22 protein-coding genes are annotated in these 20,824 nt (G+C 34.3%); 4 read left to right on the top strand and 18 right to left on the bottom strand.

Features of this window, described 5'->3' with window-relative positions; all coding sequences use genetic code 11:
• Positions 1 to 50: 50 nt before the first annotated feature.
• The 4 genes from AC3B6G_RS03520 to AC3B6G_RS03505 form a co-directional block, all read right to left on the bottom strand.
• Positions 51 to 1,238: a GH25 family lysozyme gene (locus AC3B6G_RS03520; protein WP_489849039.1), complete on the bottom strand. Its 1,188-nt coding sequence runs from the start codon at positions 1,236 to 1,238 to the stop codon at positions 51 to 53.
• An 80-nt stretch (positions 1,239 to 1,318) separates the two neighbouring features.
• Positions 1,319 to 2,017, bottom strand: coding sequence for a hypothetical protein (locus AC3B6G_RS03515; RefSeq protein WP_489849038.1), 699 nt, complete (start codon positions 2,015 to 2,017; stop codon positions 1,319 to 1,321).
• A 14-nt stretch (positions 2,018 to 2,031) separates the two neighbouring features.
• Complete coding sequence (locus AC3B6G_RS03510; protein ID WP_489849037.1) at positions 2,032 to 2,826, bottom strand: metal ABC transporter permease; 795 nt, start codon at positions 2,824 to 2,826, stop codon at positions 2,032 to 2,034.
• Positions 2,826 to 3,485, bottom strand: a complete 660-nt coding sequence (locus AC3B6G_RS03505; protein WP_489849036.1) for an ATP-binding cassette domain-containing protein — start codon at positions 3,483 to 3,485, stop codon at positions 2,826 to 2,828. The genes AC3B6G_RS03510 and AC3B6G_RS03505 overlap by 1 nt, the downstream gene beginning before the upstream one ends.
• A gap of 109 nt (positions 3,486 to 3,594) precedes the next feature.
• On the opposite strand from AC3B6G_RS03505, the gene AC3B6G_RS03500 reads away from it, so the two are divergent.
• Both AC3B6G_RS03500 and AC3B6G_RS03495 read left to right on the top strand, forming a co-directional pair.
• On the top strand, positions 3,595 to 4,473 hold the full coding sequence (locus tag AC3B6G_RS03500) for an N-acetylmuramoyl-L-alanine amidase (RefSeq protein WP_489849035.1): 879 nt from the start codon (positions 3,595 to 3,597) through the stop codon (positions 4,471 to 4,473).
• A 4-nt stretch (positions 4,474 to 4,477) separates the two neighbouring features.
• Positions 4,478 to 5,020, top strand: a complete 543-nt coding sequence (locus AC3B6G_RS03495; protein ID WP_489849034.1) for a GNAT family N-acetyltransferase — start codon at positions 4,478 to 4,480, stop codon at positions 5,018 to 5,020.
• Between the two features lie 32 nt (positions 5,021 to 5,052).
• On the opposite strand, the gene AC3B6G_RS03490 is transcribed toward AC3B6G_RS03495, so the two are convergent.
• The 6 genes from AC3B6G_RS03490 to AC3B6G_RS03465 form a co-directional block, all read right to left on the bottom strand.
• A complete protein-coding gene (locus AC3B6G_RS03490; RefSeq protein ID WP_489849033.1) occupies positions 5,053 to 6,282 on the bottom strand; it encodes an MFS transporter in 1,230 nt (409 codons plus the stop codon).
• Positions 6,283 to 6,453: 171 nt separating this feature from the next.
• Entirely contained in the window at positions 6,454 to 7,707 is a 1,254-nt protein-coding gene (locus AC3B6G_RS03485; protein WP_489849032.1) for an MFS transporter, read from the bottom strand.
• A gap of 149 nt (positions 7,708 to 7,856) precedes the next feature.
• Entirely contained in the window at positions 7,857 to 8,549 is a 693-nt protein-coding gene (locus AC3B6G_RS03480) for a glycerophosphodiester phosphodiesterase family protein (RefSeq protein WP_489849564.1), read from the bottom strand.
• Positions 8,550 to 8,554: 5 nt separating this feature from the next.
• Positions 8,555 to 10,000, bottom strand: coding sequence for a cardiolipin synthase (gene cls / locus AC3B6G_RS03475; protein WP_489849031.1), 1,446 nt, complete (start codon positions 9,998 to 10,000; stop codon positions 8,555 to 8,557).
• 94 nt (positions 10,001 to 10,094) lie between these two features.
• Positions 10,095 to 10,919 carry an SPFH domain-containing protein gene (locus AC3B6G_RS03470; protein ID WP_489849030.1) on the bottom strand — a complete coding sequence of 275 codons (825 nt, stop codon included), beginning with the start codon at positions 10,917 to 10,919 and terminating at the stop codon, positions 10,095 to 10,097.
• 5 nt (positions 10,920 to 10,924) lie between these two features.
• On the bottom strand, positions 10,925 to 11,239 hold the full coding sequence (locus AC3B6G_RS03465) for a hypothetical protein (RefSeq protein WP_489849029.1): 315 nt from the start codon (positions 11,237 to 11,239) through the stop codon (positions 10,925 to 10,927).
• A gap of 130 nt (positions 11,240 to 11,369) precedes the next feature.
• On the opposite strand from AC3B6G_RS03465, the gene AC3B6G_RS03460 reads away from it, so the two are divergent.
• Positions 11,370 to 12,035, top strand: coding sequence for a hypothetical protein (locus tag AC3B6G_RS03460; protein WP_489849028.1), 666 nt, complete (start codon positions 11,370 to 11,372; stop codon positions 12,033 to 12,035).
• 34 nt (positions 12,036 to 12,069) lie between these two features.
• Here the strand turns inward: AC3B6G_RS03460 and AC3B6G_RS03455 are convergent, their stop codons facing one another.
• From AC3B6G_RS03455 to AC3B6G_RS03445, 3 genes are all read right to left on the bottom strand, one after another.
• The gene (locus AC3B6G_RS03455) at positions 12,070 to 13,395 is read right to left on the bottom strand and encodes a C1 family peptidase (protein WP_489849027.1); all 1,326 of its coding nucleotides are present in this window, start codon (positions 13,393 to 13,395) and stop codon (positions 12,070 to 12,072) included.
• A 15-nt stretch (positions 13,396 to 13,410) separates the two neighbouring features.
• Complete coding sequence (locus AC3B6G_RS03450) at positions 13,411 to 14,730, bottom strand: C1 family peptidase (RefSeq protein WP_489849026.1); 1,320 nt, start codon at positions 14,728 to 14,730, stop codon at positions 13,411 to 13,413.
• Between the two features lie 79 nt (positions 14,731 to 14,809).
• Positions 14,810 to 15,223, bottom strand: coding sequence for a hypothetical protein (locus AC3B6G_RS03445; RefSeq protein WP_489849025.1), 414 nt, complete (start codon positions 15,221 to 15,223; stop codon positions 14,810 to 14,812).
• A 283-nt stretch (positions 15,224 to 15,506) separates the two neighbouring features.
• Here AC3B6G_RS03445 and AC3B6G_RS03440 point away from each other — a divergent pair, with 283 nt between their 5' ends.
• Positions 15,507 to 16,319, top strand: a complete 813-nt coding sequence (locus AC3B6G_RS03440; RefSeq protein ID WP_489849024.1) for a helix-turn-helix domain-containing protein — start codon at positions 15,507 to 15,509, stop codon at positions 16,317 to 16,319.
• A gap of 42 nt (positions 16,320 to 16,361) precedes the next feature.
• Here AC3B6G_RS03440 and AC3B6G_RS03435 read toward each other — a convergent pair whose 3' ends face one another.
• The 5 genes from AC3B6G_RS03435 to mnmG form a co-directional block, all read right to left on the bottom strand.
• Complete coding sequence (locus tag AC3B6G_RS03435) at positions 16,362 to 16,688, bottom strand: branched-chain amino acid transporter permease (RefSeq protein WP_489849023.1); 327 nt, start codon at positions 16,686 to 16,688, stop codon at positions 16,362 to 16,364.
• Entirely contained in the window at positions 16,685 to 17,368 is a 684-nt protein-coding gene (locus AC3B6G_RS03430) for an AzlC family ABC transporter permease (protein ID WP_489849022.1), read from the bottom strand. The genes AC3B6G_RS03435 and AC3B6G_RS03430 overlap by 4 nt, the downstream gene beginning before the upstream one ends.
• A 128-nt stretch (positions 17,369 to 17,496) precedes the next feature.
• On the bottom strand, positions 17,497 to 18,099 hold the full coding sequence (gene lepB, locus AC3B6G_RS03425; protein ID WP_489849021.1) for a signal peptidase I: 603 nt from the start codon (positions 18,097 to 18,099) through the stop codon (positions 17,497 to 17,499).
• Positions 18,100 to 18,208: 109 nt separating this feature from the next.
• Positions 18,209 to 18,844 carry a signal peptidase I gene (lepB, locus tag AC3B6G_RS03420; RefSeq protein ID WP_489849020.1) on the bottom strand — a complete coding sequence of 212 codons (636 nt, stop codon included), beginning with the start codon at positions 18,842 to 18,844 and terminating at the stop codon, positions 18,209 to 18,211.
• Positions 18,845 to 18,892: 48 nt separating this feature from the next.
• The gene (mnmG, locus tag AC3B6G_RS03415; RefSeq protein WP_489849019.1) at positions 18,893 to 20,818 is read right to left on the bottom strand and encodes a tRNA uridine-5-carboxymethylaminomethyl(34) synthesis enzyme MnmG; all 1,926 of its coding nucleotides are present in this window, start codon (positions 20,816 to 20,818) and stop codon (positions 18,893 to 18,895) included.
• Positions 20,819 to 20,824: the final 6 nt, after the last annotated feature.

Raw genomic sequence — 20,824 nt, 5'->3', positions numbered from 1 at the left:
TAAAAAAACATCCAATGGATTTAAATTCCATTGGATGTTTAAAACTAATTTTATTTAGCCCATTTTACTAATTGCTTACTAGCAGTAAAATGATTCCCATTACTCATTACAGCTTGACTAACAGTTCCTAATTGACGGAAACCCTTAATCTTAATAATGCTGCCTTTTTTATAATGACGCATTTTTTTGTTTTTAGAATTATAAACGTTAATTCCAGATTTACTAATTACTCTCAATTTTTTGACTTGTTTTGATGAATAATAAAGTTTGGAATTAACTTTTGGTTTAATCACCTTAATTGCAGGTTTAACAGTTGCTTTGCTAGTTTTAGCCTTCTTAACTTTTGCAGTTGCAGTTGAAGTCTTTACCTTAGATTTCTTAGTTGTAGAACTACTTGAATCACTATCAGTAGTTGAATCTTCAGAACTAGCAACGGAAGAACTAACAGCACTACTGCTAGAAGCTGCAGATGAATCAGCAGATGGATCAGTAATATCAGTGTTTGGTGTAGAACTATTATTAGCATCTACGGATGTACTACCAGTCCAGAATGATAATGGCTTTCCACCAGTAGGAATTACAGAAGCATCAACTTTTTGGTTCAATGCAGAACTGTATTTGGAATCAGTAAATTGCCATAAATCATAATGATAAGAAGGACTTGGTTCGTAACTAGAGTATGCAGCTAACCAAAGTGCATCGTAGTTATTCTTGGCAGAACCAATCTTCGTATTCATAAAGTTCAAACCACTGTATAATACAACTGGTTTATTAGTTAACGTTCTCATTTCATTTGCCCAAGCAGCAGTAGAACTATTTAACGTTCCGCTGGTACTATCTTGTTCAATATCGTTAACGTAAAATCCAGCATCTGGTGCTAATTTATATAATGATTTAGCTTCACCTTTCGCATCACTGGGTGAAACATACATACTGTAACTATAAACACCATATGGAACGTGATACTGTTGAATTAAAGAAAGATTATGCGCAAATGTCTTATCATGATAGGAACTTCCATATTGAGCTCTTAAAATCACAAAACTAGCTTCATTCTTTAATTTTTTAACTTGAGAAGCAGTAAAATTATGTTGCCATTCAGATAAATCATAGGCTGGGTTCATACTAATTGAAGCCTTAGCATTGTCCGAACGACCGGTCGTACAAAAACATACCGCTAATGCTGCCATAAAGACAACAATTCCTAACAAGCTTTTTTTCAAATTATGTGTTTTCAAAATCATCAAGCTTCCCTTTTCTAATATTTAATCACAGTATAACATAGCTTAATTACATTCTAATTACAGTAAAATTAAGATTAGCGAAGTGAGGCGGCAATTTTAATTGCATTGTCAGGTTGAGAACTTGTAATCGTATTTACAGTTGTTCCATCTTGCCATTGAATATTGATGGAACTACCATCGGCTGATAACATAATGGCTCCCTTTGAATTAGGAACTGGTAGACTTTGGCCTTGTAAAAGGTCATTTAAATTTTTAGCTGAAGAAACAGCAGCCGATTCATTACTATTTTCACCATGAACAGTTAATGACCATCTTCCCATTGCAAAGTTAATGTAAAGTTGACCTGCTCCAGCATCTTTTGCCCCCGTGATTCCATGTCCTAAATCAACAGTTGGCAACCCTTTATTCTCACTAGGATCATTATAGTATTGAAGATCATTAGCTGCAGCACTTTCACTTGCTTCATTCGTCTTTGTGTAGGTAGCTACATCTTGACCGTCTTTAGTGTACTTAGTTGTATTTCCATTCTTAGTAGTGTTGAAACCATCATCCTTAGCAGATTGACTAGTCGAATCACTTTGTGAATTAGAAGCAGAACTACTTGAACTACTGGTACTTGAACTCTTCGAACTGGAACTACTTGATGAACTACTAGAAACATTTTCAGAATGACTAGAACTACTTGATGAACTATTACTACTATTTTGTTGACCACAAGCAGCTAATAATAAACTGAGTCCAATTACTGGTAATAATAATGCACGTTTTTTCATTAACAAAAATCTCCTTAAATCTTTTTTAACTTATCATAACTTATTGCAACAACGTAGAAGAAGGCTTCAATTGCAGCAATAAAGAAACTGACGGGTAAATTCGTAATGTAAGATAGGTATAGCCCAACCCATGTCCCGAATAATGAAAAGGCAAACGTTAATAAACTCATTGACCAAACGGAATGCACAAAATACTTAGCAGCCGAAGCTGGAATCGTTAACAATGTAAAAATTAATAATGATCCCACAATTTGAGCGGTAACACTAACTGTGGAAGCTAACAATACCAAAAAGGCAATCGAAGTAAAAGTATTATAACGAGCATTATAGGTTGCACCAATACTATCATATGAATTATACTTCAGTTTCCGATAGAATAAAATAATCCCTAAGATAATTATAATACTTAAAATTACTAAGGTTTGAATCTCATTAACACTAATCCCGACAATACTTCCGAATAAAATATTCGTCGCATAAGTCGATTGCGTTTTTGCTAATGATAGGAATAAGATTCCTAAACCAATAAATAATCCAGAAAAGACACTGATTGAGGATTCTCGACGACTTAAGTTATCTCCCACTGTCCCAATTAATAGTGAACTAACAATTGTAAAGATCAACATTCCAATAATTGGTGAAATGTTCATAAACAATCCAAAGGCCGCTCCTGAGAAACCAATTTCAGATAGTGTATGGGTGAAGAAAGAAGTCTTACGCGCAACAACGAAAACCCCCATCAAACCACATAAAATAGAGATAAAGAAACTAGCAATATACGCGTATTGCATAAATGGATATGATAACATTATGCTTCACCCCCTAATTTATTCATTGTTGCATGATGGTCCTCAATATGAAGATCATAATCACCAAACCGTTGAATTAAACTAGGATCATGAGTAATAAACATCACTGCCATATGATGCTTATGCATTTCGTTAACTACTAATTGAAGCAACGTAATTTTAGCATCTTTATCTAAACTAGCCGTTGTTTCATCTAGAATCAATAGTTCTGGATTACTCATTAACGCTTGAGCTAAATATGCACGCTGTTTCTCTCCGCCGGAAGCACGCCCCATGGGTTCGTTTTCAAGCCGTTTTAAATCAGTTGCCGCTAATACTTCTGAACGAAGATTCAATTCTTTTCTTGTTAACCATGGAATCAATGAATGACTTCGTCCTAAGACGATAAAGTCTTTCACTTTTAAAGGATACTCCTCATCTACATTTCGAAATTGCGGAACGTATTGAATTAAATTGGAATTGATTTTGAATTGAACATGTTGATCATTATGATAACGCTGCTTTAATAATGTCTTCATTAGCGTCGTCTTACCAACTCCATTTTCTCCTGTGACACAGGTTAAAAAACCGGCAGGGACATCAAAAGTCGCTTCATGAATCAACTCCCGATCATCTACTTTTACATTTAACTTCTTAACACTTAAGACGTTTTTAGGCACTGTTATTTCTCCTCGATTTTAATTTTCCACTATTAGATTGAAGATAAAAATTGCATTCAATACCAAATTATCTCTATAATAAGGTAATTAGCAAATGGAGGCAAAGAAAATGAACCAACGCTGGCATAAATTTATTGATGTTTCACCAGGAATTTGGGCCATTCGAGCAATTATTACAATCAGTATTTTAGGACTTATTATCATTAAGATAATTCAATACGTCGCCATTCCGACAATTAGAGCCAAAAACATTAATCTACGAGCCACCCCTTCAATTAATGCCAAGGTAATTCAAACGATTCCGACTAATACTAAATATCAAATCGTCAAAAAGAATGAAACGACGAATTGGTGGAAAGTTGAAGTTGCTGGTAAAACTGGCTGGGTCGCTTCGTGGTTATTGGACGATTCAAAATATAATGCCAAGACTGCATCTAATCTACCAGAAGCTACGATCGTTTTAGATCCAGGCCATGGTGGTGAAGATTCAGGAACATTGACTCATATGGGTGAAAGTACTAAGGATATGGAAAAAACATACACTTTACCCTTAGCAATGAAAGTTCGGCAATTATTAAAGGCTAACTCCCCACAAGTTATTATGACTAGAAGTAGTGATAAAACCGTTAGTCTAAATCAACGGGCCACGATTTCGAACCAAAGTAAAGCAAACCTCTACATTAGTTTTCACTATAATTCTTCCCCTACTATTAATGACGGAACTGGTTTTGGAATCTATAAGTATTACGATACGGCAAGTGCATTTGCCAACCAATTAGATACTGAATTTGGAAACCTACCACTAAAAGATCGTGGAATTAACTTTGGTAATTTCTACGTTTTAAGAAATAATCAACGTCCATCTGTATTAATTGAAATGGGTTTTATGGATAACACTAAAGATCTTAAATACATTCGAAATACACAGTACAAAGATAAAGTTGCAAAAGACATTGTTTTGGCAATGCAAAAATACTTTAGGAAGTGATTAGATGTTAACTTTGACTTCATTTAATAGTAATGATTATCAAGTTCAAATCGTTGCTCCTGAACCTTATTTTGCAGATGACTTGTTCCATGCTTTAACGGTAACTCATGATCAAATTAAAAGTTTTTTAGCTTGGGCTGACCAGATTCAAACCCCAAGTGATGAAGCACGCTTTTTACAAATGAGTAAAGAACAATTCCTAACTGGTCCTGTTCAAACCTATGTTCTATATACAAACGAACAGGCTATTGGAATGGTTGATCTCCATAATTTTAATTTTAATAACCACAGTGTTGAAATTGGTTATTGGCTTTCAAAAGAATTTCAAGGAAATGGAATTATTACCAATGCTGTTAAAGCATTAATTGGTGCTATTCAAGATGAACTAGATATTCATAAGGTAATAATCGTTGTTGATGTTGAAAATGAAGCTAGTCGGGCAATTCCTCAAAGATTAGGTTTCACCCATGAAGCAATATTAAAAGACCACCTCCAACGAGATGGTCAATACCATGATGCAGATATTTATTATCTAATTGTTGATTAAAAAAGATTAGCCAATTGGCTAATCTTTTTATTTTATTCAAAATTTTTATTCCGTAATGCCGGAATTAACATCATTACTACAAAACTAATCAAATACATAATAGATAAGAATAACATTACAATAGTTAAAGATGACTTATCCATCAGTAAACCAATGATTGGGGGGAAGAAACCACCTAATACTTTACCTACACTTGAGATAAAACTATTAGCTGTAACCCGATTTTCAACAGGATAAAGCCGACTTACAACTACCCCATAACCACCGTACATACCGTTAGAAAAGAATCCAAGTACGAATGCTGCGGAGAATAGCGTAAATGCATTAAAGGCAAATACGATTGCGTATACAGAAATTGCTGCAACCACTAAGAATAACCCAAAAGCCTTTCTAGCACCTAAGTGGTCCATAATCGTCCCAAATGCTAGCATTCCCAAACTCATTCCAACGATTGTAACGATCATCCAAAGCGATGAACCAGAAACTGTTAACCCCAACTTCTTTTGCATAATGGTTGGTAACCAGTTCATTAAACCATAATAACCACCGGTTTGAACCATCATCATTAATGTTAAACCAAGTGTTTGTAATGCTACTACCCGACCAGAGAAAAGATGCCAAATTGAACCACTTTCCTTTTCATCTTCAGGCTTATCATGGTGAGAAATAAACTCATCACTTTCCTTTAAATGTCGGCGAACAATAAAAGCGAAGATAACTGGTAAAATTCCTACTAGAAACAATGCATTCCAACCAAAATGAGGAATAATTATAGCGGCAGCAAGCGATGCAATGATCGTTCCAATTTGACCACCGATAGAAGCAAAGGAAGAAACTTTTCCAATCTTTCCATTTGGAAAGTTCTCAGCAATTAAAGTCATTCCAGCACCGTATTCACCACCAGTACCGACTCCACAGAAGAATCTAAGGATATAAATAATCCAAATATTATGAGCAAAATACATTGCTCCAGTGGCAAGAGCGAAAATAAGAATGGTTGCAGTAAAAACTTTGACCCGACCAATTTTATCCGCTAAAATCCCAAAAAAAATACCACCCAATAACGTCCCAAACATTGTAACGGTTTGAATCAAACCAGCAGCAGTGTTACTAACATGTAACGTCGCAATGATTGAAGATAAAGCGAATGAAATGAACATTCCATCCATATTTTCCAATCCGAAACCAGTTGTTGTCGAGACAATCGTTAGTTTTTGATTCTCAGTTAAAGAGTGGCTCTTATTACTTGTAGCATTTGACATTAATCAAACAATCCTTCCAAAAATAGATGCTCACAGGCATCTTTTATTTCCCGAGAAGTATTTCCACGAGATATATTATTAAATTTCCTTAAACGATTATAAGCTACTTTAGAAATAATTACAAATTGGCCCAAAATAAAAAAGCTGGTCATTAACCAACTTTTAAATCCATTATTTAATTTCAGCTTTTCCATATTTTTCGTTGAAGTTTCTTAGATTAGGAACCGTCAACATAACGATAACTGCGATAACGTACATAATCGTTAGCATCGACATAATTCTAACTGTTGAATAATGTAATGATAAGAATAATCCCATTAACAATGGTGAAAATCCACCAATGAACTTACCAAGTGCCATAATCATATTATTAGCAGTTGTTCTAACGTTGGTGGGATAAAGACGACTAATGATAACCCCAAAACCACCGTAGAACCCTGCAGCGAAGAATCCGGCACATGCACTGGCAATTAAAAGTACGATTGCTGAATGAGAAAGAGCAACTCCATAAACCGAGACAGCTGCAATTCCCATGTATAATCCAAATGCCCAAAGTGGACCAATTTTATCTAACACAAATCCAAATGTGAACATTCCGGCACTAACTCCTAAGATCGTAACGATCATCCAAAGCGACGACTTAGAAATTGAAACGCCAAGTTGTTTTTGCATAATGGTTGGTAACCAGTTCATTATTCCATAATAACCAGCATTTTCAACGATTACCATGATCAAAATAACAAATGATTGCCATGCTAATTTAGGTGTTCTGAATAATTCACTAATTTTAACATGTGGACGATCTTGTTTCGCCTTGTCTTGCTTAACTTCCTTTTCAAACACAGGACTTTCTTGAAGATTCCGACGAATTAAGAATGCTAAGATAACTGGCGCTAATCCAACTAAGAACAGTGCGTTCCAACCAAAAGTAGGTATCATAAATGATGATATTATAGCAGCTAAAATTCCACCAAGTTGACCCCCAGTGGTAGAAGCTCCAATTAACTTTCCAACTTTACGATCCTGAAAGTTTTCAGAAATTAATGAAACTCCAGCACCAAATTCACCACCAGAACCAACCCCAGCTAAGAATCGTAGAATATAAATCGTTTCAATATTATGAGCAAAGAACATCGCTCCTGTAGCAAGAGCAAATAGGAAAATGGTTAAAGAAAAAACTTTCACCCGACCAAAACGATCGGCCATGTATCCAAATAGGATTCCGCCAAATAATTTACCCATGTTGGTAATTGTAGAAGTAGCTCCAGCAGCGGTTGGACTAATATGTAGTGATAAAATCATTGGTGCAATCGCAAATGATAAGAACATACTATCCATATTTTCCAAAGCAAATCCAGCAGTCGTTGAAGCCAAAGTCCGCTTCTGGTTACTGGTAAAGCGATTATCTTTATTCATTAATTCCATCTAAAAAGATTCCTCCAAGTTCGAATTCACGAACATTATTCGTATTTATAAAAATAACATACGTATTATTATGATATATTTTTCACAAAATTGCAACCTCTCTCAAAAATAAAAAATGACATAGCATCTTACTATGTCATTTTTTATTTTTATGATTGGCGTTCGTCTCGAATCAATTGCGCCTGTTCAAAATTATTAGTAAATAGACCTAAAACATTCTTTTTAATTAAATCAGTCTGTTTAATAATATTATCAACTGTCCATATCCGTTCATGACGTTCTAATCCTTTAATATAATAACCAGGATGAACGGCATTAAAATGTTCTTTTTCAATTATCTTTTCTGGATGACGTAAGTGGCGTTCAAATAAATAATTATAATCTTCATCAGGAGCAATTTTTTGAGCCTCACGAAGGCTTTCAATATTAAATGATGAATAGATGATTGGATATTTTAAATCAAGTTTAGCAACTTTATCCAAAACAATTTTTTCAATGTTAGGATAATGAATCTTATTCGTTTTAAATTCTAAATTCAAATGAATATCATGCTGACCAACTAGTGTAAAAAAATCAGATAGGGTTGGAATCGTTTCTCCATTTGCTAGATGGAAATGCTGTAACTTTTCTAAAGTGTAATCTTTAATATATCCCTTCCCATCAGTAGTCCGATTGATTTTTTCATCATGCATTACAACTGGAATATTATCCTTTGTAAGGTGGACATCGAACTCAAGAGCATCTGCACCATTCTCTAAACAATATTGAAATCCTTCTAATGAATTTTCTGGGAATTTAACGGGAATTCCACGATGTGCAAAAATCATTGTTTGCATTCTTATTCCTCCTATAAAATTGGTGATAATAGGCGACTAAATACTTGTTTAAATTTCAACCAACGTGATTGATTGGCAAAATCTTTTGGTTTTTGAATTTGGCTATCTTTAATATCATCTTGATAGATTTGAACTAATCGTTGGCAAACATCTTTATCATAAATAAAAGCATTAATTTCAAAGTTTAATTTAAAGCTTCGAAAATCAAAGTTAGCTGAACCAACTGAACCAAACTTCCCATCAACAACCATTGTTTTGGCATGGATGAATCCTTTTTGATAGAAATAAATCTTAATGCCATCATTTGCTAACTGTTTAGCATAGTATTGAGTAGCTCGATAAACAAAAGCATGATCAGGCATACAAGGAACCATAATCCGAACATCAACTCCCGAACTAGCTGCAATCCGCAATGCATCCAGTGTACTATCGTCAGGGATTAAATATGGTGATTGAATCCAGCAGGTCTCCTTGGCCATCCCAATCATTTTAATATATCCCATCTTAATTTGTTCATCATCTGAATCAGGTCCACTAGTGACAATTTGCATATCAGTAGGTCCTAAACTAGGTCCAATTGGGAAGAATTTCTTTTCCTTAGGATTCATTGGTCGGTAAATATCAGTAACGTTCCAATCTAAAATATACTTAGCTTGAAGCGCAAAAACTGCCGAACCCATAATTCTTAAATGTGTATCTCGCCAATTACCAAACTTCTTTTTACGCCCTAGATATTGATCACCAATGTTAAAACCACCAACATAACCAATTTTACCGTCAATAACAATAATCTTTCTATGGTCACGAAAGTTTAGTCGAAAATCCAAAATAACTGAATGAGTATGTAAGAATGGTTCTGCTAAACCACCAACATCCGTTAGTGGTTTGAAAAATTTTCGCGTCGTTCCCATTGAACCCCAACTATCATAAATAACGTGAACCTCAACACCTTCTTTAGCTTTGTGAACTAATAAATCACGGATCTGAGTTCCAATATCATCACTATAAAAGGTATAGAACTCAATATTAATCGATGATTTAGCCGCTTTAATATCAGATATAATTTGATCAAATAAAGAATTTCCATCTGTGTATATTTTGACATCATTTTGACGGGCTAAAAAAGCATGGTTATTATTGATAAACATCCTAATTAAACTAATTGCTTCCCGAGAAATCTTGTCAGAAGATGTAATTTTCTTATCCGTTAATTTGGGTAATTCAGTTTTTAAAACATCATCAACCTCAACTTCGTTTTGCATTTGAAAACGAAATAATCGTTTCTTAGGTAACTTCCGCCCCACAAAAGCATATAAGATAAACCCAACTACGGGAAAAAAGATTAAAACAATTAGCCAAGCCCAGGTTGCAGCAATATCTCGCTTTTGTCTAAAAACGGTGATAATTGCATACAAGATATTGATCGCTAATATTACATTTACGATTCCTAATACCATTTTTTGAAACCCTCTTTCTACTATTTTTTAATTATAACATTAAAAAAAGGGAAAATAATTCATTTCCCCTCGCATGCTAATTGAATTGTTTTAATTATTTATTGGTAGCATCTCCACTTTGCCAAACTTTTTGAAACGTCTTCATTTGTCCATATTGGGCAGCTTGATCAACCGGTGCTACGACCAAATTAGTATCTGATTCTGCTAACTTACTAAAAGCGGCGATTGATTGATTATTAAAATACTTATCATCAGCATTTTTTAATCCTAATTGAATCGTATCAATTCGATATTTTTCTGCATCTGCTTTGATCTTAGTAGCTTGAGCATTTGCATTTGCCGTCGCAATTAACGCATCGTTTTGGGCTTTTGTCCGAAGTTGAATCGATTGGGCATCCCCTTCAGCTTTAGATATTTCTGCTTTACGTTCACGATCCGCCGTCAATTGTTTATCCATTGCTTCTTGAATTGCTTGAGATGGTGTAAGTTCATCAATATTAATTCGATCAACATTGATGCCATAGGTATTAGTTAAATCACCGATTGCTTGAGCTAAATCCTGATTAATTTTAGCAGTCGATCCTAAAACTTCGTTCAAATCCATGCGACCAATAATATCCCTTAAATGTCCCCGTACTAACTGAGACATTGATTCAACAGAATCAGTATTCTCATATTGATATTTTACTGCTTCTGTAACGTGATAGTTTAACGTAACACTTGCCGATACCTCTGCATTATCTTTCGTGATAATGGAATAACGTTTCAAACTCTTTGGCACCATTGCCAAACTAACTTCGCGAATTCGTTGAACAAATGGAATGTACAAATGCATTCCAGAATCAACCGTTCGACTATATTTTCCTAACGTTTCCACTAATCCCTGTGAATTTTGATGAATAATCCGAATTCCTAACATTGCTATTACTCCCTTGGTTGTAAAATAATTAAATTCCCGTCACTATTAATGATTTGATAATCTAAAGTTTTATTAACAGGTTGATTATCTTTAATTTGATAGCGATAATAAATTCCACTGATTAATACTAAGTCATCATGTTTTATAATTTCGCGACCACTAATAACTTTCCCAATAAATTGACGTTGTTCTAGATTTCCTGATTCTGCAGCTTGTTGTAAAATATCTATAGCTGTTGTTTCAAGTGTTTGATGTTGCTGTTTGGCCATCTTTTTTAATTTCAAACTTAAATCATTATCTAACGTTAATTCAAGTTTCATTGAGCCCACCCTCCCTAAATCAGATTCCATGATTATAAATTTCTTTCAAACAAATTGCAAATCCAAACGCCTTTGACAAATTGAGTGATATACTAGAAAATAAGATGGATAAATAAAGGAGGTCAATGCTATGGCATCATTTGAACAATTAAAGAGTATGTTAACGTTAGAATCTGAACCTGGTCCCTTCCTATCAATCTTTGTTCCAGCTGAACAGGCCCATGCTAAACCAGAAAATTATAAACAAACAATCAATGATTTTAAGAATAAGATTGATGATGAAATTTCCGAACAAGGTTCTAGCTATCAATGGAACGATTACGAAGATAAGTTTAATCAAATTCATTTACCAAGGTTCTTCAATAAACGTAGAACAAAGGGCTTTGCTATTTACATTGGACCAACGATGCTAAAAATATTTAAAGTTGAACATCCAATTGATGCAAATTACTTTGTTGGTGATACAATGAAAATCATTGACCTATTATCAGATGCCCAATTCAAACATCTTAATCGTTCTAAGACTTTATTTAAAGCTGCCTTAAAAAACATCAAGGTCCATTACGACCAATCTCAACAAATGAAACAAACGACCTCTGATCCCAATGAAATTATCAATGCTGTTTCTGAGGGCGATGTTGATACGTTATTAATTAATGACGATGCTCCAGTAAATGAAAAGAATACCCTATTCAACGATTTAGCTATTACCACCATTGGTAAGGGTGGCCACGTTTTCATTCTTAAAAATGAACACATGCCAGTCAATAAGGGGATTTGCATTATTAAAAGATAAAAGACTTCTCAAAAAATGAGAAATCTTTTTTAGTTTATTCTAATGAATCCCAGGGTTCTAGAGCAATTGGTGCCTGTTTAGCTGCATCACGTTGTTCATCTGTCAAAAACTTTCGATCTATAACGACCTCATATACATAATCATTCATCCAATCATCATCCATACAAAAAGAGCCATTTTGACCATTCTTGTCACCCCAACTATTTTCAACCTTCCAACGGTTTGGTTTCCCATTTACAAGGTTTACTCCTGTAATGGACATCGCGTGTGAAACGGTTGCTTCATGATATTCCAACCGTTGAGCTTTCGTCATATCCAAATCAACTCCAAATAATCGATCACGACGATATAAATGACTATCCAAAATTCCTTTTTGACGATCCGACTGTTGAGAAACGTCATTACCGAACCAAATTGTATGACCATCTTTTAATTGCTTAATTGCCGCCGTCTTAAGTTCATTCATTGGTAAATTCAAAAAAGTAATTTGCTTTCCACCAACTACATTTTCCTGACTAGCTAAGCGATAAGTCCTGTTATATTCCTTGTCCGGTGAATTACTCAAAACAACATAATCATCTAAATCAACTTCAAAGTATTTTTTGAAATATTTTTGGGGAGTCAATCCTTGATCCAAATGATATTCATCATTATCATCCCGATACTCTAAATCAAATTTTTCCGGTGGTAATCCAACTGACATAGCCGTCATTCGATAAACTTCTGTCATCATTTTATGCCGAGCTGTCATTATTTCAGCATCACTAGAACCGTTGTTTACCAATTGACGCAGTTCCATTCCATCTCGACGTAGCTTAAGATTCATAACCATATCAAAATCACTAGTATTCATGGTAACTTTACTTTCAGGAAAGACACTCGTAGGAACAACACCATATTTTTGAACTAATGCTGCTGCCATTGCCCATTGTCCTCCATCAGTTCCAGGACCAGCTAAATAGAATGCAACTGTACGATCAGTTGTTGGTCGATCAGCTGTAGCAATCATCCGATCATAAAAAATATTAGCTCGTTCGATTTTATCCCAGAAGAAAAGATAGCTTTGGGATAATTCAAAATCTTTTACATGATAATGCTTGGCAAATTTTTGCCGTAAATTATTCGTCATTGCAAATAACCAACACCGACCACTCTGCCGTTGATTAGTCGCTTTTCCGGTTTTTACTTCTACTGAAAAAACTGGATTCGTCCGTAATGCTGCTTGGGGATCTTTAGCTGTGTTATTGATTCCATTTTGACTTACAGCACGCATTAAAACATCCCCATTGGGATAATTAGCAAAATCTTTTTCAAACTGTTGTAGTTGTTCCTTTGTTAAAGCCGTTTTGTTTTCTGACATTCGAAAAACTCCTTCTTATTCCCAAGGTAGTAATACTATTGGTTCTTGATTTAACATCTTTTGTTGTTCTTCACTTAAATATTTCTTGTTAACAACAACTTCGTCAACATGGGCATCCATCCAGTCATCACTCATTACGTAATAACCATCTTTTCCCTGTTTCGCTCCCCAACTATTTTCAACTTGCCATTTAATGGGTTCATCGTGATCTAAATCAACACCGGTAAAAGTCATCGCATGTGTTGATTGGGCCTGTTGAGATTGAAAACGAGAACGTTTATCCATTTGAAGGTCCATATCAAATAATTCATCATAATGATATAAATGTTCGTCGAACAACCCATCTTGGTTATTAGATTGTTTAACCACATCATTGCCGAACCAAACCGGATCTCCATCCTTTAATTGTGCAATAGCTGCCCTTTTCAAAGTTTGCATATCTAAATTCAGATAATGAACTTGATGTCCACCAACGACATTATCGCCATCAGGTTGAACATAAAGCTGATCGAACTTATGTTGTGGATAGTTTCCTATGGGGACGTAGTCAGCTAATTTAACATCAAAGTATTTATGATAAAAGTCTTGAGGCGTTAATCCTTTATCAAGATGATAATTACCCTTTTCATCCCGATATTCAAAATCAAATTTACGGGGTGGAATTCCTACAGAAATGGCCGTCATTCGATATACTTCTTCTAGCATCTTATTCCGTGTGGTTTTAATTTCATCATCTGAAGCATGGTTAGCCACTAATTGACGTAATTTCATTCCGTCCCGACGAAGTTTTTTACCGAGCGTATTATTAAAATCACCCGTGTTATTAGTAACCGCAGTTCGTGGAAAAGAACTATCTGGCATTATTCCATACTTTTCAATTAATGATACGACCATGTCCCATTCACCACCATCATCATCTGGTGAATCTAAAAATGAACGAACAAAGCGATCATTAGTTGGCTTATCAGCCGTATCAAGAATTGAACCAAAGTATTTATTTGCCCGTTCAATTTTATCCCAGAAAAAGAAATAATTAACAGAAATTTCAAACCCTTTCACGTTATATTTCTTGATCCAATGATGTCTTAGGATATTCATTGTGGCAAACATCCAACAAAAACCAGCGCGTTTTTGATCAGTAATTTTATCATTATCTGTTGCTTTTAAATCAATTGAAAAAGTGTGATTTAATCTAATCTTAGATTTCGGATCTTGGGCAATTTTACGAATTCCATTGGTCTGAATCATATTGCCAAGCATCGGTTCATCAGGTCGGTTTAAATAATCACTTCTGAGTGCATTTAATTCTTGTGAATCCAAGACATTTCTATCCATATACTTATCCTCCACAAATTTAAGTTAACAAAAAAAGGATTAATCAAATTGATTAACCCTCATTTTATTTTCTAATAAACTACTTTAATAAATCTTTGTATGTGCTTACCATCTTATTAATTGCTTCAGGTAAACTAACATCATTAACGTTAATTGTAGTTGTTAAACAGTGATATGGATCATAATAATAAATATTAAATCCATTTCCGCTAACTCGGTGTTTTTCCATTCCCTTGAACTTACTCTTAACAGAAGCTAAGTCAGGGAAATTGTTAATGTTGAAAACGCCCCAATCTTCTAATTGAAGAGGGATTAAAAGACGAACTTCAGAGTCATTATGAACTTGGAATTGAAGTTCACATTCGCCATTGTTCACCAAACCAACCATTGCCCAGTATGGTGTTTCTGGAATAATCTTTAAACTGTCAATATTGATTTTATCTTGATCGTAAACTGTTTTAACAGCGTTTTCGATTTTATCAATCATTTGCATAGCGTAAATCGCTCCTTATCTCAATAATTACATCATTCATTATACCATTCCATCTACCATCATAGAAGATTATCGTCTTTTATTATCTAAGTTTATAAAAAGATTATTAAAAAATGTTAGGCAATTCAAATAATCTTAATATTTTACATTGTAAATTAATGTTTATACTTTAAAAATTGTGATAATATATAGTTGTCGATTTAATCGCAGATGAATTTATATTTATTATATGAGTAATATAAATTCATTATTTTTTATATGAGTTACTATAGAGGTGAAAAAATTGTTTATTGGGAATGCAATTGTTAAAAAAAGAAAAGAAAAGGGAATTACCCAAACTGAGCTAGCTAATGGAATTTGTACACAAAATACGATTAGTAAAATTGAAAAGCATAACATTCCACCAACAACTAAAATTCTGATCAGCCTTTGTTTGAGATTAGGATTAACTCTCAACGATGTTTTCTCTGACTTTAATCAGAATTCTAGTACTGATCATTCCAATATTAATGAGATTGAATACGCATTATATTGCAATCCCAGTTCTGTATCGGAAAAAGATATCAAGAAATTAAGTAAAGTTAACTTAACGAATGATTCTAAAGCCCAATACGAATTTATCATTGCATTATATAAATTCAATCAAGGTGAACTTCGGGAAAGTTCTTTTAATTGTGATAAAGTGTTAATGGAAACCCATAATGACACGAATAATATTTATACGTTACTGGCTTACACTATCAAGGGAATCGTTTATCAAAAAAATAATCAAACTGATGAAGCTAGTTATTTATTCGAAATCATAGCTCCATTAAAGAAAGAATACAATGATATCAAATATCATAGCATTCAATTAGCATTTATTTGTGCTAAAGTTAGTGATTTTTGGTTGCATTCTGGTAAATATCGTTGTGCAATGAACACCGTTAAATTCAGTTTAAAACTTAATCATAAGAATTGTACTAGCTATTTCTTAGAAGATATTTTTAGAATCGGGGCTGAAGCTGGTAAAAAGTTAAAGTTAGATCCTAATAAAATTGATAAATTAAATACTTTTTCAAAATTATTTACTGAATATAAACAATTTAAACTTTAATAGTAAAACCATTTCATTCTAAGTCAGAATTGAAATGGTTTTTTAATGAATAAAATTTACCAAAATAATATAGCTAATCGTTCCGGTAGCGATTGAAATCATCATGTTTCTTTTCCATAGATGAACGATCACCGTTAATGCACCAGAAATTAATGCCAATCCAGTTCCTAAATCAATATTTAGGATTGCTCCTTTATAGCAATAGATGACTAACATCCCTAAAATGGCTGGTGGTAATGTTTTACCTAGATATTGAATAAACTTAGGCGTGGGTTTATTGGCTGGGAAAATTAAAAAGGGAAGAAATCGAGTCAACATTGTTGTAATTGAAGCAATAGCAATTGTAATAATTTGTTCTGTTAAAATCATCTTTTTTCCTCCTTTCGATATCGTAACCATAAGATGACCACCGTTGCGAACATACTAACGGGTAAAAATAAATTAGGTCCCGCTAATAATAATGAAATTATTGCTATAATAATTCCGATAATCGAATTAAAGTGGCTTTTTTCGGTAATGAACTGGCCCATGAATAAAACAATGAACAAGGCCGTCATTACAAATGAAATTCCAGGAATTTGCATTGGAATCAATCCTCCTAACACCCCACCTAAGAATGCGCCAGTTACCCAATATAAATAATTAAGAATCGTTACATCTACCATAAATGATTTTTGATCGATTCCATTAGGAACGTGTGTCGCAAAATTGATTGAAAAACTTTCGTCACACATCCCAAAAATCAAAAACAACTTGCTTTTTCCAGTTCCCTTATACCGATCTAACATTGATAATCCGTAAAATAAATGACGAGAGTTAATCACCAACGTTAAAAAGAAAACGAGCCATGGATCAAATGATTTCAACAGTAAATTGGCGACCACAAATTCTATTGATCCTCCAAAAATTGTAGCAGCCATTAAAGTGGGATACAAAAAGTTAAATCCTTCCTGATGCATATAAATTCCATATGTGGCACCTAAAAATAAAAAACCTGCCATAATTGGCAGTGATTGTTTAAATGCAAATTTAAATGTTGGGTTTTTCAAACGATTTTCAACTCCTTTGGGGATATTAACTTATCATTGTACCAAATCTTATTTATAAAACCAATTTCGAAATAAAAACATCTTTAATTAACATTTAGATCATTTGTTAATTAAAGATGTTTTTGTTTTTAATATCCTAATGAATTAATATTTCGTTTTTCAGTTTGGCTTGTTCCCCATGGTAAGGTGTGAACAACTCCTAAGATTTTACTTTTATCAACGAAGCCCCAATAACGACTATCGTTAGAAACACTTCGGTGATCACCCAACACAAAGTATTTACCCTGTGGGACTTTAACAGCTTTTCGATTAGCAGGCCAGTGGGATGCTAACTGATGAATGTTCCAATTACCCGTTTGTTGAGTACTTGTAATTGCAGTTCCCGTTGTTTGTTGGTTCTTACTAATGAAACTTTGGTTCACTTTCTTACTGTTAACGTACAATTTACCATTCGTGAAGCTAACTTTATCCCCAGGTAGTCCAATAACCCGCTTAACGTAATAATCCTTATTTCCAGTTGCTGAAGGATCCTCCCCAACAGCATTGAAAACAATTACACTTAAGTGATTAATGTGCCCTAATGGAAAAACAACAATTTTTTCCTTATTCTCTAAGTTAGGTTCCATTGAAGGCCCGCTAACCGTCACCAATTTAAATACGTATCGGTTTAACAAGAAAACCAATAAAATTGCAATTAATATGGGCACTACATAGTCTTTAAAAATTTTCACAAATCTTTCCCCCGTCCAAACGTCATTAACAGTTATTGTATCACAGATTTAAGCATCTATTTATTAAAATCAAAGAAAAAAATCATCTCTAACTGAGATGATTTTCATCCTAATATCCTAATGAATTAACATTCGTTTGTTTATGAGCACTCGTTCCCCAAGGGAAAGTATGGACAACTCCTAGAACCTTATCTTTTGGAACAAAGCCCCAGTAACGACTGTCGTTAGAAATGCTTCGATGATCACCTAAAACAAAATAATCACCCTTGGGAACCTTAACCGCTTTGGTATTGCTTGGCCAATTTTGAGCTAGCTTGTGAATATTCCAAGTTGCACTTTGTTTGACCGTTACCCCATTCGGATTAGTGTTTTTTTCAGATGGTACCGTTTCGGTTCCTGCATTTCGTTGATCATTACTAATAAACTTTTGCGTAACTTTTTTATTATTAACGTAAATATTGCCATTTTCAAAACTAACCTTATCCCCAGGCAAACCGATGACTCGCTTAACATAATAATCATCTTTCGTCGTTGCAGTTGGATCTTCTCCCGTTGCATTAAAGACAATTACGCTTAAATGCTTAATGGGCGCTAATTTAAAAACAATTACTTTTTGATTATTCTCCAAATTGGGTTGCATCGAATCACCAGATACCCGAACTTTTTGAACTACAAATCCACGCAATAATAATACCAAAACTATTAAAATTAATAGTGGTAAAATATAAGTTTTAAAAAATTTCATTTGTTTACTCCTGTATAAAATTGCTATTTATAATCATACCACAGATAATTATTGTTTTTTGGCAATTTTCCCTTGTTGGATATAAACACTTAAAATTGCAATATCAGAAGGATTAACCCCACTAATTCTAGATGCTTGAGCAATACTGTGGGGTTGAATCTTGGTTAATTTTTGCCGAGCTTCGGTAGCAATTCCATCGATTGCATCATAATCAATATTTTCTGGTATTTTCTTAGCTTCAAGCTTCTTTAACTTTTCAACTTCTTCTTCAGCCTTTTTAATATAACCAGCATACTTAGTTAAAATTTCTACTTCTTCAATTACTCTACGACTAAGATGTTCAGGAGCAGCTGGGATAAAGTTCATCAAAACATTATAAGTTACATATGGCCGCCGTAAGAAAACAGAAGCTAACACGCCATCTTGAAGTGGCTTATCACCATGTTCTTGAATGAATTTATTAACATCATCATTTGGTTTAATTCGAATGTTGTTCAAACGATCAATCTCATCATTGATCAATTTCTTCTTTTCCAAGAATTTTTGATAACGTTCGTCAGAAATCAAACCAATTTCGTGCCCTTTTTCAGTTAAACGCATATCAGCATTATCATGACGCAGTAAAAGGCGATATTCTGCTCGACTCGTTAATAAACGATATGGTTCATTCGTTCCCTTGGTAACCAAATCATCAACCATAACTCCAATGTAGGCTTCATTTCGTTTCAAAATCATTTCTGGTTTTCCTAATGCTCTTAATCCCGCATTGATTCCAGCATAGATTCCTTGTCCAGCGGCTTCTTCATATCCAGAAGTTCCGTTAGTTTGGCCAGCTGTATATAAGTTCTTAATAACTTTAGTTTCAAAAGTTGGCTTTAATTGGTAAGGATCAACAATATCATATTCAATTGCATAACCGGGGCGCATTAATTCTGCATTTTCCAATCCCTTGACCGAATGAATCATTTGTTGTTGGATTTCTTCCGGCATTGAAGTGGATAACCCGTTAATATAATATTCATGGGTAGTTCTTCCCTCAGGTTCCAAGAATAATTGATGATGATCCTTATCCGCGAAACGAACTACTTTATCTTCAATCGATGGACAATAACGGGGACCCACCCCTTCAACTTCTCCATTGAACATTGGAGCTCGATTTAAGTTCTTGTGGATAATATCATGAACCTTTTGATTCGTGTAAGTTAACCAACAAGACAATTGATTTTTAACATCAATATAAGCTGAATCAGGTGTTTCGTAACTAAAGTGATTGGGTTCTTTATCCCCAGGTTGTTCTTCAGTTTCAGAAAAGTTAATCGTCTCTCCATTAATTCGAGGTGGTGTTCCAGTTTTAAATCGCTTAAGTTTCAAACCTAAATCTTGTAAATTCCCAGATAATTTTAATGCCGGTTGGGTATTATTGGGACCAGAAGAATAACGGAGTTCTCCAATAATAATTCTCCCTCGCGCAGCTGTCCCAGTACATAAAACGACCGTTTTGGCATTATATTTAGCACCTGTATTAGTTACAACTCCCTTACATACGCCATCTTCAACGACCAATTCGTCAACGATTGCTTGGCGAAGGGATAGGTTAGGTTCTTCTTCCAAGGTCTTTTTCATTTGAGCATGATAAGCATGTTTATCAGCTTGTGCTCTTAAAGCTCTAACTGCGGGTCCCTTTCCAGTGTTCAACATCCGCATTTGAACGTATGTCTTATCAGTATTTTTACCCATTTCACCACCAAGAGCATCAACTTCTCTAACAACGATCCCTTTCGCTGGGCCACCAACAGAAGGGTTACATGGCATAAATGCCACCATTTCTAAACTAATCGTTAATAATAACGTCTTATTTCCCATCCGAGCAGCAGCTAATGCCGCTTCACAACCAGCATGTCCAGCACCAACAACGATGACATCGTAATCAGGACCCTGGTAACGTTGTTTAACCTCACTTACAATTTCACTCATGTTTTC

Source organism: Nicoliella sp. ESL1149, from assembly GCF_058107265.1.
This window is presented reverse-complemented; position numbering and strand designations above follow the sequence as displayed.

Bases quoted from the DNA above. Each gene is read 5' to 3' on its own strand.
- cls (WP_489849031.1), bottom strand. From the start codon at position 10,000: ATGGTATTAGGAATCGTAAATGTAATATTAGCGATCAATATCTTGTAT.
- AC3B6G_RS03515 (WP_489849038.1), bottom strand. From the start codon at position 2,017: ATGAAAAAACGTGCATTATTATTACCAGTAATTGGACTCAGTTTATTA.
- lepB (WP_489849020.1), bottom strand. From the start codon at position 18,844: ATGAAATTTTTTAAAACTTATATTTTACCACTATTAATTTTAATAGTT.
- AC3B6G_RS03435 (WP_489849023.1), bottom strand. From the start codon at position 16,688: ATGATTTTAACAGAACAAATTATTACAATTGCTATTGCTTCAATTACA.
- mnmG (WP_489849019.1), bottom strand. From the start codon at position 20,818: ATGAGTGAAATTGTAAGTGAGGTTAAACAACGTTACCAGGGTCCTGAT.
- AC3B6G_RS03470 (WP_489849030.1), bottom strand. From the start codon at position 10,919: ATGTTAGGAATTCGGATTATTCATCAAAATTCACAGGGATTAGTGGAA.
- AC3B6G_RS03510 (WP_489849037.1), bottom strand. From the start codon at position 2,826: ATGTTATCATATCCATTTATGCAATACGCGTATATTGCTAGTTTCTTT.
- AC3B6G_RS03495 (WP_489849034.1), top strand. From the start codon at position 4,478: ATGTTAACTTTGACTTCATTTAATAGTAATGATTATCAAGTTCAAATC.
- AC3B6G_RS03445 (WP_489849025.1), bottom strand. From the start codon at position 15,223: ATGCAAATGATTGATAAAATCGAAAACGCTGTTAAAACAGTTTACGAT.
- AC3B6G_RS03455 (WP_489849027.1), bottom strand. From the start codon at position 13,395: ATGTCAGAAAACAAAACGGCTTTAACAAAGGAACAACTACAACAGTTT.
- AC3B6G_RS03500 (WP_489849035.1), top strand. From the start codon at position 3,595: ATGAACCAACGCTGGCATAAATTTATTGATGTTTCACCAGGAATTTGG.
- AC3B6G_RS03460 (WP_489849028.1), top strand. From the start codon at position 11,370: ATGGCATCATTTGAACAATTAAAGAGTATGTTAACGTTAGAATCTGAA.
- AC3B6G_RS03465 (WP_489849029.1), bottom strand. From the start codon at position 11,239: ATGAAACTTGAATTAACGTTAGATAATGATTTAAGTTTGAAATTAAAA.
- AC3B6G_RS03490 (WP_489849033.1), bottom strand. From the start codon at position 6,282: ATGTCAAATGCTACAAGTAATAAGAGCCACTCTTTAACTGAGAATCAA.
- AC3B6G_RS03485 (WP_489849032.1), bottom strand. From the start codon at position 7,707: ATGGAATTAATGAATAAAGATAATCGCTTTACCAGTAACCAGAAGCGG.
- AC3B6G_RS03450 (WP_489849026.1), bottom strand. From the start codon at position 14,730: ATGGATAGAAATGTCTTGGATTCACAAGAATTAAATGCACTCAGAAGT.